The sequence below is a fragment of the Saccharibacillus deserti genome, from assembly GCF_013618475.1.
Classification (GTDB): Bacteria; Bacillota; Bacilli; order Paenibacillales; family Paenibacillaceae; genus Saccharibacillus; species Saccharibacillus deserti.
Window position 1 is genome coordinate 240063 of the sequence record NZ_JABJVN010000002.1, and the last position, 16765, is coordinate 256827.

Sequence of the window (16765 nt, forward strand, 5' to 3'; positions counted from 1 at the left end):
TTCCGTCAAACTGGAAAACATGCCTATTCTTTGATTGAAAAATTAAGCGCGTCTTCCTTTGCTTTATAGGAAGACGCGCTTTTTGAAAAGTTACGTTTGATTTTAGGCGCTCGCTTTGGAGCCGCTCGCGGTGTCCCCGTCCGCGCTGCCCAGCGGAACCGTCTCCAGCAGTTCTTCGCCGGATGCGATTTGGCCCTGCTGCAGCGGCAGAACGTCTTCGTAATCGAATGCGTTGGTGACGATAACCGGGGTGACCGTCGGATAACCGGCAGCGCGGATCTGCTCGATATCGAATTCCAGCAGCAGCTGGCCCGCGGTCACACGGTCGCCTTCCTGGATATGCGAGGTGAAGTACAGGCCGTCGAGCTTGACGGTATCGACACCGACATGGACGAGAATCTCGGCACCGCCGTCGGACACGACGGCAAGGGCGTGCTTTTTCTTGAATGCGACGGTGACGGTACCGTCGAACGGAGCGACGACCCGTCCGACACTCGGTTCGATCGCCACGCCTTTGCCCATGGCTTCGGCCGCAAAAGCCGGGTCCGGGACATCCGCCAGCGGAATCACGGTTCCGCTGAGCGGGCTGAGCGCGATTTCCGCGGCGCCGCCGGCAGGCTTGACCGCGGACGGGACGGAAGCGGCCGGGGCTGTCGCACCGGCGGTTGAAGGGACAGTCCCCGCGGAGCCCGCTGCCGGGGATTTCGGCACGGCATCCGAAGTTCTGCCGCCGTCGCCTTCTTCAACCGGATCTTTGAACCCCAGCAGGTAAGCCAGAACAGCGGAGATCAGGAAGGAAGCCGTGATCCCGATAATCAGTGCCGGGAAGCCCTGGCCGCCCGGTCCGTAGAAGATCGGCAGTGTCAGCAGGCCGGGCGCGCCGGAAGCGAAAGCTTCGGTGCCGCCCTGGCCGATAATCGCGCCGCCGACCGCGCCGCCGATAATACCTGCGATAAACGGGCGTTTCAGCGGCAGGGTGACGCCGTAGACGGCCGGTTCGGTAATGCCGAACAAGGCGGACAAGGTGGCGGAACCGGCCAGCGTCTTGAGCTTCTTGTTCTTGGTCTTGAGCATGACGCCGAATGCGGCGCCGGTCTGTGCGAAGACTGAAGCCGTTGCGGCAGGCTTGATACCGTCGCGGCCGTATACCGCGATATTGTTGATGAACACCGGAACGAGCCCCCAGTGAACGCCGAAGATGACAAGCAGCTGCCAGCCTGCGCCGAGAATCGCGCCGGCGATCAGCGGGCTGAACGAGAAGGCGGCCAGCAGGGCATCGGCGATGCCGTTGCCGACATAAACGCCGAACGGACCGAAGACGATCAGGGTCAGCGGCACCATGACCGCGAGCGAGATCATCGGGGTCAGGAAATTTTTGACGCTTTCATGAATAACGCGGTTGAAGAATTTCTCGAGCTTGCTCATGACGATGACAGCGAGAATGATCGGGATGACCGTCGACGAATAGCTCATCATAACGACCGGAATCCCGAAGAAATTCACATCGAACTCCGCTCCGTTCAGCGCGGTGACGGAAGGGAGGAGCAGCGCTCCGGCAATCGTCATGGCGGTGAAGATATTGCCTCCGAACTTGCGGGCGGTCGTCACGGCGAGCAGGACCGGCAGGAAGTAGAACAGACTGTCCGCGGCGCCGAACAAGATGATGTAGGTCGGGTCCGTTTTCGGCAGCCAGCCGAAGTTGTCCGCGATCAGCAGCAGGCCTTTGAGAATACCCGCGCCGGCCATGACGCCGAGCAGCGGAGCGAAGATGCTGGAGATGACGTCGATCAGCGCTCCGAATCCTTTTTTGCCGGCCGCCGCTTTGTCGTTCGTACGGGCTCCGTCTTTGGATTCGTTCAGAATACCGGATACTTCGCCGATGGCGGCGTAGACTTCCGGAACCTTGTTGCCGACGACAACCTGGAATTGTCCGCCGCTTTCTTTGACCGTGATGATGCCGTCCGTTTTCTCGAGGGCGGCTTTGTCCGCTTTGGCGTTGTCTTTCAGCGTGAAGCGGAGCCGTGTAGCGCAGTGGACGAGCGAGACGACGTTGTTTTCGCCGCCGACGCCCTGTACGATCTCGCGTGCCAATTTTTCGTGACTCATGTCTGGACACCTCCAACTATTTTCTGAACATGAACATTTTAGGCGGTTTGGACAAACAAAAAACCTAAGCCTTGAAAAAGAGCAGAAGAAAGATTCCGCTGTTTTTCAGAGCTTAGGTTTTGCCTGCTTCACCAGTAACAATCCCGATAAAAGGTATTCGGTTTGAATGTGTCTAGAATATAACGCTTCCATACACTTGTCAACGCATACATTACGATTATTTAAAATTTTCCGGCAGGTCTATTCGTCCAACGCAGACGCAGGCAGACGGTTCGGACAGTCCGGGCCTGCCTGCGGAGCTTAGCGGTTAACGACACGTTCCAGGTGAACCGTCAGATACAGCTTTTCTTCGTTCGTCAGTTCATGGTTGTATTCCTTGAGCACAAAATTGCGGATTTTCTCGGTGCACCGGGCGGCTTCGGGATGTTTTTCACGGATCACGTCGTACAGGTGATCGTAGTTGTTTTCGTAATGGGTGCCTTTGAATACCCGCTGGGCGAAAAATTTGAGATGGGTGACAAAGCGGAAGTAGCTGAGCGATTCTTCGTCGAACTCCGTTTTGAAATGGTATTTGACGATATTGATAATCTGCTGCATAAACTTGGTGATGTTCATCGTGGTCGAGACTTCTTCGTTCATCTCCGCGTTGACGATATGGATCGCAATAAACGCGGCTTCGTCTTCGGGAAGGTCCAACCGGAGTTTCTCTCGGATCTGCTCCAGCAGATGAAGCCCGATCCGGAATTCGTCTTTGTACAGCTGCTTCACTTCCCACAGCAAAGCATTCTTGATCTCGATCCCTTCCCGTTGCCGTTCGATCGCAAAGTTCACGTGGTCGGTCAGCGAGACATAGAGATTCTCGTTCAGTTTGCGTCCAAGCGTCTGCCTGGCGTAATCGATGATCTCTTCCACCATGACGACCAGGTCGATCGGCACTTCGCGCAGCAGCATTTTGAAATTGTCGGTCGTCTGCTGGTTTTTGAGCGCAAACACTTTCTGGACGCTGCGTTCGTCGACCGGATCGCCGATTTTTTTCTTGAATGCGATTCCCCGGCCCATCACGACCAGCTCCGTCCCGTCCGTCTGATAGACGCTGACGACATTGTTGTTGATGACTTTGGCTATTTTCACGCGGATTCCCCCAAACTCTCTGTCTGTCCCCCGGATCAAACGCAAAAAACCCAAGGCACGGCAAAGCTGCAGAATCCGCCAAACCGGTTGGGGATCTTAGTCGGCCGTGACTCGGGTTTTGCCTGCTGTACAGTAACAATCCCGATAAACGATTTAGTTACATCCAGTGTAAAGGGAGGGTGGAGTCTTGTCAACGCTTTCAAGCCGGCGCGCGGCAAACGGAATCCTTAAGGGGACTCCGCCGCTTTCTTTGATCCTTACAGCTCCGCGCCGTTTGTCGCGATCACGTTTTTGTACCAGTCGAAGCTTTTTTTCTTCAACCGATCGCCGGTGCCCCGGCCTTCGTTGTCGCGATCGACGTAAATGTATCCGTAGCGCTTGCGCATTTCGCCGGAAGAGGCGCTGACGATATCGATCGGTCCCCAACAGGTGTACCCGAGGATATTCACGCCGTCTTCAATCGCTTCGCCCATCGCGGCTACGTGGCGCTTGAGGTAGTCGATCCGGTACCCGTCGTCGATCGAACCGTCCGGCCGGACTTCGTCGTGCGCGCCGAATCCGTTCTCCACGACGAACAAAGGTTTCTGGTAGCGGTCGTGCAGCTGGTTGGCCGTAATGCGCATCCCGAGCGGATCGACGGTCCAGCCCCATTCGGACTTGGCCAGATAGGGATTCGCGACCGAGCCGAACACATTCCCGCTGGTCATTTTCTTGTTTACTTCCGGATCGGTGCTTGTCGTACGGCTGGAATAATAGCTGAAGCCGATATAATCGACCGTATGGCCGCGCAGAAGGTCGGCGTCGCCGTCTTCCATGGCGATTGCGAGGTTGTGGTCCCGGAAGAAGCGTTTGGCGTAACCGGGATACTCGCCGCGCGATTGGACATCGATAAAGAAGTACGATTCGCGGTCTTTTTCCATGCCTTGATAGACGTCTTCCGGGTTGCAGGTGAACGGATAGAAGCTGCCCGCCGCAAGCATGCAGCCGATCATGGCGCCGGGAGCGATCTCATGGCAGGCTTTGACGGCCAGAGCGCTTGCGACCAGCTGGTGGTGCGCCGCCTGATATTTGATCTGCTCCACATTGTCGCCTTCTTCGAACGTCAGACCCGCTCCGAGGAACGGCAGGTGCAGCAGCATATTGATCTCGTTGAACGTCATCCAGTATTTGACCTTGGATTTGTAGCGTTCCAGCACGGTTTTGGCGTAACGTTCGAACAAGCCGACCAGTTTGCGATGGCGCCAGCTGCCGTATTTTTCGATCAGATTCACCGGCACATCGAAATGGGCAAGCGTCACGATCGGCTCGATCCCGTGCTTCAGCAGTTCGTCGAACAGGTCGTCGTAGAACCGCAGGCCTTGTTCATTCGGAGTTTCTTCTTCGCCGGTCGGGAAAATGCGCGCCCAGGCGATCGAGACCCTCAGGCACTTGAAGCCCATTTCGGCAAACAGGGCGATGTCTTCCCGGTAACGGTGATAGAAGCCGATGGCTTCGTGCGACGGATAAAATTCGCCTTCGAGCGGCGTCAGCGACGGTACGCTGCCCTGCATGATCGAGCGGCGTTTGGCGCCGGTCGGCAGCAGATCGACGATGCTCAGGCCTTTGCCTCCTTCGAGATAAGCACCTTCGGCCTGGTTCGCCGCGATCGCGCCGCCCCAGAGGAAACTCTGCGGAAATGGAGTATTGGACATGATGATTCTCCTTTCGGATAGGGAAGAATGAGGGAGGGCGCCGCTCGGAGCAAATAAAAAACCCGAACCGTCCCGGCTGCGCGTAGGCGCAGGTCAGGTCGGCTCAGGTTATGCCCGAATGGTAACATCCCAGGAGTCAATGAAGTTGTCTGTTCCTTTTAAACTTTAAAGATTGTCCGGGCAAATGTCAAACGTCGGCGGCGTACAGACCCATTCGTTCGTAACGTTTCACAAAACGATCAAATAGTGCTAGCGCTTTCTTGATTCGTTCTTATATATTAGAACTTGTGGAACACGATCTTGTATCCGGCACGTTCGGGGGAAGGGAAGATAGGCAAAATGGAAAATAACAAAACGTATCGCCTTGTGATTGCGGGTTTTGGCGGAATGGGCAGCTATCACGGACAATTGGTGGAACAAGCGGGCGGAATCGCCGTGCACGGCGTGTACGATCCGATCGAATACCGGATGGAATTGGCACGCAGCCGCGGCTTCCGAACATACGGCAGTTTTGAAGCGGTGCTGGAAGACGGCGAAGTCGATATTGTCCTGATTGCAACGCCAAACGATGTACACAAAGAACTTTCGATCCGGGCGCTGCAGGCGGGCAAGCATGTGATCTGCGAGAAGCCCGTTACGATCGAGAGCGCGGAACTTACGGAAATTCTGCAGGCGGCAAAGCAGGCGAACCGGGTCTTTACCGTGCACCAGAACCGCCGTTGGGATGAAGATTTCCTGATCGTCAAAGATCTGTTCGACAAGAAGAAGGTCGGCGACATCTTCCATCTGGAATCGCGCGTTCAGGGAGCAAACGGAATTCCGGGAGACTGGCGCCAGCTCAAAGCTTACGGCGGCGGGATGCTGCTCGATTGGGGCGTCCATCTGCTCGACCAACTGCTTCTGCTTACGGACAGCAAGATTCACAGCGTCCATGCCGAACTGAGTTATATTCTGGGCACCGAAGTGGACGACGGATTCACGGCGACGATTAAGTTCAAGGACGGACTGACCGCCGTGATCGAAGTGGGCACGACGAATTTCGTCAAGCTGCCCCGCTGGTATGTAAAAGGAACCGAAGGAACGGCCGTCATTCGCGATTGGGACCTGAGCGGCGAGATCGTGACCCGCAACCGCGAGGTCGAACATGTCGAACCCAAGCCGATCCAGGCCGGCAAAGGACTGACCAAGACGATGGCGCCGCCGTCCGAAGAATCGACGCTTCGCGCTGCGATCGAGCGGGTCGAAGATTTGTCCGACAGCTTCTACGACAACTTCGTGGCCGTATTGGAAGGGACGTCGACGACGGCCGTACCCAACAGCGAAGTGCACCGCGTGCTGACGCTGATCGAAACGATTTTCGAATCGGCCGCCAGCGAATCGGTCATTGTAAGGGAATTCTGATCCGTGCACAGCCCGATCCTTTATATAGTCCTTGTATTTGGCAATCGGACAGAATCGTCAGAGTCAGGGCTGCGGTAAAAAAGTCATTGGGGAGATTGTAAGGCGTTACCCGGATTATCGGAATGAAGAAAGGTTTGGCCTACGATCCGCGGATCGAGAAGGCCAAGCCTTTTTGAGTACATGGGCACGGTGTAGGCTGAGACTGACCTATTCATCCAGATGCTTGCTGCGCAGTCAGGATTAAATGCTTGAATGAACGAAGCGGAGAACGTGGTAGAGAAGCGGAGTTTTTTACTTTAGGATAAACGGTACGATTTCTCCGTCAGGAATGCCGCACCAGATTCAGCAGAAGCGGAGCGGTGTCTGCCTCGGGAGCTTCGTCCTTATCGCTGCGCTTTCCGGTTCCGCCGTCATCCGGACCGCCGGGGCCCGGGCCTTGATCGGACGATACCGCTTCAGGCTGGAACTGCGCTTGGCGGTACGTCTTGTATCCGCCGCTGAGGTTGCGAACGTCAAATCCGTACTGCCGCAAAATTTGCGAAGCCGTATACCCGCGCAGGCCGACCTGGCAGTAAGCCCAGATTTCTTGGGACGGATCCAGTTCGCCAAGCCGGCCGCGCAGCTCGTCGACAGGAATAGAGATCGATCCGGGAATGTGGCCGCCCGCATGTTCCAATTCACTGCGTACATCCAGCAGAACGGAATGTTCCGGCCGCCCGGACAGCTGGTCGTAAGAGAACGATTGAACCCGTCCGGCGGCGATATTCTCCGCGGCATAACCGGCCATGTTCACCGGGTCTTTGGCCGAAGAAAAGGGAGGGGCGTAACTCAATTCGAGTTCGGTCAGATCGCGGACGTGCCCGCCGAAATGGATCGCGACGGCAATATCGTCGATCCGTTTCTCCACGCCTTCATATCCGACGGCCTGGGCGCCGAGCACTTTGCCTTCCGGAGTGAACAGCAGCTTCAAAGCGATCGCGCTTGCGCCCGGATAATAGGAAGCATGGGAAGAGGGATGTACAATAACGCTGCGGTAGGCGGTGCCGAGGCGCTTCAGTGTTTTTTCGCTGCTGCCGACCGAAGCTCCCGTCATGTCGAATACTTTGATGACAGACGTGCCCATCGTTCCTTTATAAACGGAGTCGAGTCCGGCGATCCGGTCGGCCGCGATTCGGCCCTGCTTGTTGGCCTGACCGGCCAGCGGCACTGCCGTTCGGGTACCAGGCACGTAATCCGACACTTCGATCGCGTCGCCGACGGCATAGATATGCGCGGCGCTCGTCTCCAGCGCTTCGTTGACGACGATATGGCCGCGAGGGCCCAGCTCGATGCCGCTGCCTTGGAGGAAGCGGGTATCCGGAACGACTCCGATAGCGAGAATGACCAGATCCGCCGACAGCGTGCGTCCTCCGGCCAGGTCGACTCCGATCCCCGTGCCGACGGGGCAGAACCCCTGTACACGCTGCGAGAACAGCAGTTTGACGCCGTGCTGCTGCATTTCCTGAGCCAGCGAAGCGGCCAGTTCGGGATCAAAAGGCGCGAGCAGCTGGGCATTGCCTTCGATGAGTGTCACATCGAGACCGGCTTCCTTAAGATTCTCCGCCATCTCGACGCCGATAAATCCGCCGCCGATCACGATCGCGGACCGGCTGCCGCCCAGGACCTTCTCCTTGATCCGGTCGATATCGGGAATATTGCGGACCGTATGGATCAACGGATGGTCGGCGCCGGGAAAGTCGGGAACCAGAGGCCTGGCGCCCGGTGACAGGATCAATTCGTCGAACGATTCTTCGTACCGGCCGCGTTCCTGGCTCTCTACCTGTACGGTGCGGCGCTGCGGATCGATTGCGACCACTTCGCTTTTTGTGCGCACATCGATTCGGAAGCGGCCCGCCATCCCTTCGGGAGTCTGCACCAGCAGTCGTTCGCGGTCTGCGATCGCTCCGCCGATATAATAAGGCAGGCCGCAGTTGGCGAAGGAAATATAAGGTCCTTTTTCGAACAGAACAATCTCGGCGTGCTCATCCAAGCGGCGCAGACGTGCGGCAGCCGATGCGCCTCCCGCGACGCCTCCGACGATCAGTACTTTTTTACTCATCCCTGCAGTCTTCCTCTCCGAATAAGATATTCACAATGTCTTCGATCCGGCGGTCGGCCAGAATATAATTGACTTCCAGACCGCTGCGCTCCGTGGTGACAATACCTGCGCTGCGAAGCTTCTGCAGATGCTGCGATACGGTCGACTGCGGAAGATCCAGGCATTCCTGCATATAGGAAACGTTGCATTTCTTCTTGCGCATCAGCCCGCGTACGATGCACAGGCGAATCGGATGGGACAAAGCTTTGAGCAGATTGGCCGGCTCTTCGAACTTCTGGAGATCGGAGTCGGCAAAAGCAAAATCGGTCATCATAAAGCCTCCTATATCGTTATATTAGAATACTACGATATAAGAAAGAGTCTTGTCAATTTTTCCGGATAGGTTCACGTTTCGGCGTTTGCCGATCGTCTATTTGACATCGCTTCCATTTTGCGTCAATGTAGAGAATGAGTCTAGAGAGCAAACGATTGCACTGAAGGAGGATGAATCACGAATGTGGGGTAAACGAACAGGTTACGACAAGCAGGAACAGCGGGTGCAGCTTCATTTCGAGCATGGGACAGGGCGAATCGAGGTTGTGAACCCGGGAGTGATCCATGTATTTGCGCCGCTGCATACGCCGGAGCCGGAATCGCGCGCGGTCGAGCAGCCGAATCCGGCGTTTGCCGCGTGCGATATTCGGGTCAGCGAGCAGAGCGGCTTCGTCGAGATCGCCACGGAACAGCTGAAAGTGCGCGTCTACGATCATTTCAAAGTCGATATCTACGATGCCGCGGGTACGCCGCTGTGTCTGGATTACCGGGGCGAACGCGATCCGTTCCCGCGCCGGGGCAACGTCAGCATCGCGGAAGGAGAAGGCCACGCCGCGATGCGCACGAGCGAACACCACAAGATTCAAATCCTCAAAGCCATGGAAGGCGAAGAACGGTTCTACGGCCTGGGCGACAAGACGGGACCGCTCAACAAACGGGGCTACGAATACGAAATGTGGAATACGGACGATCCGTCGCCGCACGTCGAGAGCCATAAATCGCTGTACAAAAGCATTCCGTTCTTCATCACGCTGAAGGAGCGGGCGGCCTATGGGCTCTTTTTCGACAATCCGTTCAAAACGTTCTTCGACCTCGGCAAAGAAAATTCGGACTACTATTACTTCGGCGCCGACGACGGCAACCTGGATTACTACTTCATCTACGGCCCGGATGTCAAAAACGTCGTGACGCGCTACACCGCTTTGACCGGCCGCACGCCGCTTCCGCAGCTGTGGACGCTTGGCGCGCATCAATCGAGATGGTCGTATGCGCCGGAATCCAGAGTGCTCGAGATCGCGGAGAAATTCCGGGAACACGACCTGCCGCTTGACGTGATCCATCTGGATGTCGATTACATGGACGGCTACCGCGTGTTTACGTGGGACAACGAACGCTTCCCCGATCCGGCGGCACTGACGAAACGGCTTGGCGAAATGGGGATCAAGGTCGTCACGATCATCGATCCGGGCGTCAAAAAAGACCGCGGTTACGGCATCTATGAAGAAGGCTTGGAAAAAGGGTTCTACGCGACCGACCGCGACGGCGTGCCTTACGTCAATGCGGTCTGGCCGGGCGATTCCGTCTACCCGGACTTCTCCGACGAGCCGGTGCGCCGCTGGTGGGCGGACAATCAGAAGATCATGCTCGACGCCGGCATTGCGGGGATCTGGAACGACATGAACGAACCGGCGAGCTTCAACGGACCGCTGCCGGACGACGTGCGCTTCAAGAACGACGGACGAGACGCCGATCACCGGGAGATTCATAACGTCTACGGCCATTTGATGTCGAAATCGACGTACGACGGCATTCTCGAAGCGAGCGGGAAAAGGCCTTTCGTTATTACTCGGGCCGCGTATGCGGGGACGCAGAAGTATTCGACGGTATGGACCGGCGACAACCAAAGTTTCTGGGAACATCTGCGGCTGTCGATTCCGATGACGCTCAATCTGGGGCTGAGCGGATTCGCGTTCAACGGCTGCGACGTCGGCGGTTTCTCGCACGACTGCACGCCGGAACTGCTCGCGCGGTGGGTGCAGGTCGGCGCGTTCAGCCCGCTGTTCCGCAACCATACGGCAATCGGGACGCGCGATCAGGAGCCGTGGGCATATAACGAAGAAACGCTCGACGCGTACCGCAAAGCGATGAAGCTGCGCTACCGCCTGCTGCCGTACCTATACGATCTGATGCGCGAAGCGGAGCAGACCGGTCTGCCGCCGATGCGTCCGCTGGTGCTGGAGTTCCCGGAAGATGCGAACGTGCACGAGATCGACGACCAGTTCCTGTTTGGCAGCCGAATGCTGGTTGCACCCGTGGTCGAACAGGGCAAGCGGCATCGCGCCGTCTATCTGCCGGCAGGGTCGTGGGTCGATTTCCGCAGCGGAGAGAAACTGGAAGGCGGCCGGGTGATTCTGGCGGAAGCGCCGCTCGATGTGTGCCCGATCTACGTGCGCGGGGGATCGTTCCTGCCTGCCTATCCGGATCAGAAGTATGTGGGCGAGCTGAAGATCAAAGAACTGCTGCTGGACGTCTACCCGGGTACGGGCGAATATATCCATACGCAAGATGACGGAGAGAGCTTCGATTACCGCAGCGGAAGTTACAACGAGTACCGATTCAGTCAAAGCGAGCAGGGAGGAGCACTCGAGATCAAGCTGGAACTCGGCAATTCCGGGTACGAAGAGACGTACGGGTCGTTCCGTCTCACCGTGCATGGACTGTCCGTTTCTTCGGTGGAGCTCAGCGGAGAAGCGATTCCTTTCCTGGCGGAGACCCGGGGAACGACGTTCCATATTCCGGCAGAGAGCGGCACCGTCAGATTGATCCGATAAACCGATCTTTGCACCCGCGGCTTCGCGGCGCGGCGGCCTGGGATTTTTCAGTCCGCCCGCCGCGAAGCTTTTTAAAGCTCTGAATACGCCTTCTTCGCAAAAATCATGCCTGCCTGCACCTATTCGTATTTCGTTCCTGTGCCTTAACCCTATATAATAGAAGAAAGGGACGCAAAAAGAATAACCTGCACGTTGTCCCGGGACTCAACTTATGGAGGAACGCAATGAAAACGATCAAAGAATTTGTCGAAGGCGATGACATCGTAGGATTTTACCTGCTGAAGTCCGCCGATCTCAAACAAACCAATTCCACGCCGCCCAAAGATTATTTCGATCTCGTCCTGGCCGATGCGAGCGGAGAAATCCCGGCCAAGCTCTGGGATGTCAGTACCGCGGACAAAGAAACGTTTTTCGCGCCGATGCTTGTCAAAGTGCGGGGAGTCGTGCAGAAATATAGGGAAAAACCGCAGTTCAAAGTCAGCAAACTTCGTCCTGCCGATCCGGCAGACGGGTATACGCTGACCGACTTTATCCGTTCCGCCCCGGTGCCGCCGAACGATCTGGTCTATACGATCAAGACGACGGCCGCCGGAATCTCGGATACGGATCTGCGCCGTCTGGTCGATTACTGCATCGAGAAAGTCGGCGACAAGCTGATGCATTATCCGGCTGCCAAAGCGATGCATCACGCGTTCTACGCGGGTCTCGCTTACCACACGGTCCGTATGCTGGAACTGGCGGAATTTCTCTGCAAGCAGCGTCCTTTCCTGAATCGGGACATGCTGCTCGCGGGTATCATTTTGCATGACATCGCCAAGACGGAAGAAATGACCGCCGAACTTGGCGTCGTCTCCGAATACAGCTTTACCGGCAAATTGATGGGACATTTGGCGCTCGCTTCGACCTGGGTCACGGAAGCGGCGATCAAGCTTGAGATGGATCCGTCTTCGGAAAAAGTGATTCTGATGCAGCATATGATTCTCGCCCATCATAATAAAGGCGAGTGGGGCAGCCCGGTGCAGCCGCAGACCGCCGAAGCGATCGCGCTGCATTATATCGATCAGCTCGACGCCAAGCTCCAGGCCGCCGAAGATGCGCTCGATATGATGCCGGACAACGAAGAATGGACGATTCCGCTGCGCGTGCTGGAAGGCAAAGCACTGTATCGCGGACCCAAAGACACCAACTGACTGCGGCCGTGTGACGGCAATCGCTGCAGAAGAAACAGCCGCATTTCGTACCCGAAGATCGGGCGGAAAGGCGGCTGTTTTTTTGTCGGCCCGCTCTTTTTCAAAAAGGACGTTGACAAACCCAAATTAATGTAACTATAATAGTTACAAATAGATCGGTACAGAAAACCTGCCGGGTTTTACGTATTCAGCGGCGGTCTCCCGTATCCGGCTACATTAAATCATTGGAGGTTTTTGTTATGAAAATTGCAGTCATTGGCGCCACGGGCAAAGCGGGAATGTTGATCGTCCAAGAAGCTGTCCAACGCGGGCATGAAGTGACCGCTTTTGTTCGCGACGCATCCAAGTTCAATGAAGAAGGCGTATCCGCCGTACAAAAAAACGTGCTTGAGCTGACTTCGGAAGATGTGAAAAGCTTCGACGCCGTAGTGAATGCGATCAGCATGCCTCCGGGTCAAGAATCGGGCCATATCGAAGCGGGGCGCAGCTTGATCGAAGCGTTCAAAGGCGCCCCCGCTTCCCGTCTGATCGTGGTCGGCGGAGCCGGCAGCCTGTTCGTGGACGAAGCGCAGACGACCCGCCTGGTCGATACGCCGGATTTCCCGGACATGTTCAAACCGACCGCTTCCAGCCAAGGGCAGAATCTGCTGGACCTGCAGGCCTCCGAAGGCATGCAGTGGACTTTCCTCAGCCCGGCCGCTTTCTTTGACGCCGAAGGCGCAAGAACCGGCAGCTATCAAGCCGCCGGCGAAGTGCTGACCGTCAACGCCGCCGGCGACAGCTATATCAGCTATGCGGATTACGCGATCGCCGTCGTGGACGAGATCGAGAATGCCAACCATGTGAACGAACGTTTCAGCGTAGTCGGCCAGAAAGCCTGAGCCTGCTTTTTTGACGGAGAGCCGGACGGCTTTGTCTTCGGCGGTCCGGCTCTCCAACTGAAAAACGCGATCCCGCAAGGGAACCGCGTTTTTTTGCTTTTTATTCAAACAAAAGCTTACTTGGCATCGACCAGATCTTCGATCGAGTTCGCTTCGACATAAGCCGGCACGACCAATCCGGTCTTGACGCCTTTCATGTTGGCGCCGAGATCTTCGATCTTGTCTTGATATTTATCCCAATAGTCGGCATGCGTCAGCGGCAGCCAAGCGGCCAGGCTCGCATCGGCATCGCCTTGGGCAACGCCCAGCCACATCGGACCGGCTTCGACCTGAAGGCCTTTTACCGTAAAGCCGAGTTTGTCCTGCATGATCTCCTGCACGAGGCTGAAGCTTGCGATCTCGGAATCCCAGGCGACAAAAGCAAGAGTGACCGTGTCGCCGCTTACCGGCGTGATGCCGTCGGTCCATTCGGCTACGCGCTCCGGATGGGCTTTCACGAAGTCCTTGGCTGCTTGTTCAGCCGTTGTGCCGCCTTGGATCGCGATCATGATCTCGCCCATCTCTTCTTCCGTCCATTCGAATTTGTCCAGGAATTGATAAGCTTCGGGATGATCCTGTTCCAGTCCCTGACGGGCGATCGTATGAATTTCTTCCGCTTCGCCGAAAGATTTCTTCGGATCTTCCAGGTATTTCAGATCGTATTTGGAGAACATCCAGTGCGGTGTCCAGCCGGTAACCACGATCGGGTCTTTTTTCTTGATCGCTTTGTCGAGTGTAGCGGTCATGGCCGCGCCGGATCCTTCCACGAGCGTCCAATCGCTGAGGCCATAATCCGTAACGGCTTTCTGCGCAGCATTCATGATGCCCGCACCCGGATCGATCCCGATAATCTTGTGGTCGACCTGACTGCCGAGCGAAGCGTCCGAGCCGGAAGCGTCTCCTCCCGACGAGCAGGCACCCAATACGAGTACCGCGGCGAGACTTGTCATTCCGAACCATTTTTTCATGCCAAAGTTAAATTTTTTCATTGGGCTTTTCTCCTTTTTCGAGCAGGTTTAAAGATATTTTGCGACAAACGGTCGAGAACGATAGCAAGGACAACAACGGCAAGCCCGGCTTCAAAACCCTGACCGATATGCAGTTGGGTCACGGCGCGGTATACTTCGACGCCGATTCCCTGGGCGCCGATCATCGAAGCGATAACGACCATCGAGAGCGACAGCATGATCGTCTGGTTGATTCCGGCAAGGATCGTCGGCATAGCCAGCGGCAGCTGCACTTTGAACAATTTCTGTGCGCCCGTGGAACCGAACGCGTCGGCCGCTTCCACAAGCTCGCCGGAAACCTGTTTGATCCCCAGATTGGTCAGGCGGATCGTCGGCGGAATAGCGAAAATGATCGAAGCGATAACGCCGGGTACGACGCCGAGGCTGAAGAAGGTGACGGCCGGCAGCAGGTAGACGAACGCCGGCATGGTCTGCATAAAGTCGAGCAGAGGGGTGATAATGCTTGAAGCGCCCCGGCTTTTTGCACACAGGATGCCGATCGGAATCCCGATGACGATCGAGATGAAGCCGGAGGTGAGCACCAGCGCAAGCGTGCTCATGGTCGCGTCCCAATAGCCGAGGTTCCAGATCAGCAGGAAGCCCAGCACCGTGAACAGCGACAGCTTCCATTTGCCGGCGAAGTAGGCGATCACGGCCAGAATAAGGATGAACAGAATAGGATGGGGGAAGGTAAACACGCTCGTGAAGAATTCGACGATTTCTTCGATCGTTACGGCAATACCGTCGAACAATCCTTCCAGATGGATACTCATCCAGTCGACAGCGGAGTCTACCCACTTCGCGATCGGAAGTTTGGGCATTTCGGCGGCGATGATATTATTCGGCACGAGTGTAACCTCCTTCATTTTCCACTTCTCCGGCCATGGCCCCGAGCAGGCTGCCGCGAACGACAACGCCCATCAAGCGGTTTTCTTCATCCACGACCGAGATCGGAATCGGAGACGTACTGCTGAGTTCGAACATTTCGCCGATCAGACGGTCCGGCGGACACACCGGACATCCGGGAATCAGAATATCTTCAATAGAAAGCTTTTCTCTAACGGCACGCGAAGCATCTTCGGCCGTAATGGCACCGAGCAGACGTTTGCCGCGGTCGATCACGAACAGGTTGGATACCGCACGTTCGCGCATCAATTCGAGAGCGACGCGGGGACCTCGGTCGGGTGTGATCGTCTCGGGACGCCGCATGACATGGGAAGCCGTCAGAACCTTGGACAGATCCACGTCTTCGACGAAACGCTGCACGTAGCGGTTGGCCGGCTGGATCAGGATTTCTTCCGGCGTACCGATCTGAACGACTTCGCCGTCGCGCATCAGGGCAATGCGGTCTCCGATCCGAAGCGCTTCGTCCAGATCGTGCGTGATGAAGATAATCGTTTTTTTCATTTTTTCCTGCAGATCGAGCAGTTCGTCCTGCATATCGCGGCGGATCAGCGGATCCAGGGCACTGAACGCTTCGTCCATCAGCAGCACTTCCGGATCGTTGGCGAGTGCACGGGCAAGCCCGACGCGCTGCTGCATGCCGCCGCTCAGTTCGTCCGGCATTTTGTCTTCCCAGCCTTTGAGACCGACCAGCTCAAGCGATTGTTTCGCTTTTGCATAGCGTTTCGACTTTTCCACTTTTTGAATTTCAAGACCGTATTCCACATTTTCGATCACCGTGCGGTGCGGGAACAAAGCGAATTTCTGGAAAACCATACTGATCGTTTTGCGGCGTACTTCGCGCAGCTGCTCCGCATTCATCTTCATAAGGTCTTTGCCATGTACGAGAACCTGTCCCGCGGTCGGATCGATCAGCCGGTTAAACATGCGTACGAGCGTCGATTTGCCGCTGCCCGACAACCCCATGATGACGAAAATTTCGCCCGGCTCGATATCCATGTTCACCTGGTTGACCCCGACGGTGATTTGTTTTTCCTTGGCCAGCTTTTCTTTGTTGTAGCCTTGTTCAAGTAACTTCACTCCCTGGGCGGCGTTGGGTCCAAACAACTTGCTTACATTTCGAATGCTGAGTATCGGCATTTCGTTCACCCCTTCTATTTATTGATGCAGAACATCCGGTCGACGCAGCGGCAGAACGTTCGGTAAGACGATATTGTCCCGGTATACAAACGGATCGATGCAAACGGACCGAAAGCGATAGAGCATTTCAAGAAAAACCAGGCTTCCGGAACCAACCGAGCTGCGTGGTGCCAACGTCCTAAAGTGTAACAAAGCATTATTTTCTTTTCAACCTTCAAAACCGTACGTTAAGTTCATACAGAAAAAACTGTACAGAGTTATAGTGTGAAATGCTTGGAAATGCTCCTTTATGCTCGTTTTTTGAAAACTTTACA

12 protein-coding genes are annotated in these 16765 nt (G+C 56.1%); 4 read left to right on the forward strand and 8 right to left on the reverse strand.

The window, feature by feature from the left end; genetic code table 11:
* Positions 1-102: 102 nt before the first annotated feature.
* From HOP44_RS07140 to HOP44_RS07150, 3 genes are all read right to left on the reverse strand, one after another.
* A complete protein-coding gene (locus HOP44_RS07140) occupies positions 103-2106 on the reverse strand; it encodes a beta-glucoside-specific PTS transporter subunit IIABC (RefSeq protein ID WP_172251954.1) in 2004 nt (667 codons plus the stop codon).
* A gap of 300 nt (positions 2107-2406) precedes the next feature.
* Positions 2407-3237 (reverse strand): BglG family transcription antiterminator LicT, encoded by an 831-nt coding sequence (gene licT, locus HOP44_RS07145; protein WP_172251956.1) that lies wholly within the window; start codon positions 3235-3237, stop codon positions 2407-2409.
* A gap of 257 nt (positions 3238-3494) precedes the next feature.
* Positions 3495-4928 (reverse strand): 6-phospho-beta-glucosidase, encoded by a 1434-nt coding sequence (locus HOP44_RS07150; protein ID WP_172251958.1) that lies wholly within the window; start codon positions 4926-4928, stop codon positions 3495-3497.
* A gap of 339 nt (positions 4929-5267) precedes the next feature.
* On the opposite strand from HOP44_RS07150, the gene HOP44_RS07155 reads away from it, so the two are divergent.
* The gene (locus tag HOP44_RS07155; protein WP_172251960.1) at positions 5268-6329 is read left to right on the forward strand and encodes a Gfo/Idh/MocA family protein; all 1062 of its coding nucleotides are present in this window, start codon (positions 5268-5270) and stop codon (positions 6327-6329) included.
* A gap of 322 nt (positions 6330-6651) precedes the next feature.
* On the opposite strand, the gene HOP44_RS07160 is transcribed toward HOP44_RS07155, so the two are convergent.
* A complete protein-coding gene (locus HOP44_RS07160) occupies positions 6652-8427 on the reverse strand; it encodes an FAD-dependent oxidoreductase (RefSeq protein ID WP_172251962.1) in 1776 nt (591 codons plus the stop codon).
* On the reverse strand, positions 8420-8740 hold the full coding sequence (locus HOP44_RS07165) for an ArsR/SmtB family transcription factor (RefSeq protein ID WP_246369677.1): 321 nt from the start codon (positions 8738-8740) through the stop codon (positions 8420-8422). The genes HOP44_RS07160 and HOP44_RS07165 overlap by 8 nt, the downstream gene beginning before the upstream one ends.
* Before the next feature lie 181 nt (positions 8741-8921).
* On the opposite strand from HOP44_RS07165, the gene HOP44_RS07170 reads away from it, so the two are divergent.
* The 3 genes from HOP44_RS07170 (at position 8922) to HOP44_RS07180 (ending at position 13362) form a co-directional block, all read left to right on the forward strand.
* Positions 8922-11291 carry a glycoside hydrolase family 31 protein gene (locus HOP44_RS07170; RefSeq protein WP_172251964.1) on the forward strand — a complete coding sequence of 790 codons (2370 nt, stop codon included), beginning with the start codon at positions 8922-8924 and terminating at the stop codon, positions 11289-11291.
* A 224-nt stretch (positions 11292-11515) separates the two neighbouring features.
* Positions 11516-12481: a 3'-5' exoribonuclease YhaM family protein gene (locus HOP44_RS07175; RefSeq protein WP_172251966.1), complete on the forward strand. Its 966-nt coding sequence runs from the start codon at positions 11516-11518 to the stop codon at positions 12479-12481.
* Positions 12482-12720: 239 nt separating this feature from the next.
* Complete coding sequence (locus HOP44_RS07180; protein ID WP_172251968.1) at positions 12721-13362, forward strand: NAD(P)-dependent oxidoreductase; 642 nt, start codon at positions 12721-12723, stop codon at positions 13360-13362.
* 116 nt (positions 13363-13478) lie between these two features.
* On the opposite strand, the gene HOP44_RS07185 is transcribed toward HOP44_RS07180, so the two are convergent.
* Genes HOP44_RS07185 through HOP44_RS07195 form a run of 3 tightly spaced genes read right to left on the reverse strand, consistent with a single transcriptional unit; the run spans position 13479 to position 16451 of the window.
* Positions 13479-14390: a glycine betaine ABC transporter substrate-binding protein gene (locus HOP44_RS07185; protein ID WP_172251970.1), complete on the reverse strand. Its 912-nt coding sequence runs from the start codon at positions 14388-14390 to the stop codon at positions 13479-13481.
* A complete protein-coding gene (locus tag HOP44_RS07190) occupies positions 14387-15256 on the reverse strand; it encodes an ABC transporter permease (RefSeq protein WP_343059805.1) in 870 nt (289 codons plus the stop codon). Before HOP44_RS07190 ends, HOP44_RS07185 begins: the two co-directional genes overlap by 4 nt.
* The gene (locus HOP44_RS07195; protein WP_172251972.1) at positions 15246-16451 is read right to left on the reverse strand and encodes a quaternary amine ABC transporter ATP-binding protein; all 1206 of its coding nucleotides are present in this window, start codon (positions 16449-16451) and stop codon (positions 15246-15248) included. Before HOP44_RS07195 ends, HOP44_RS07190 begins: the two co-directional genes overlap by 11 nt.
* Positions 16452-16765 lie beyond the last annotated feature (314 nt).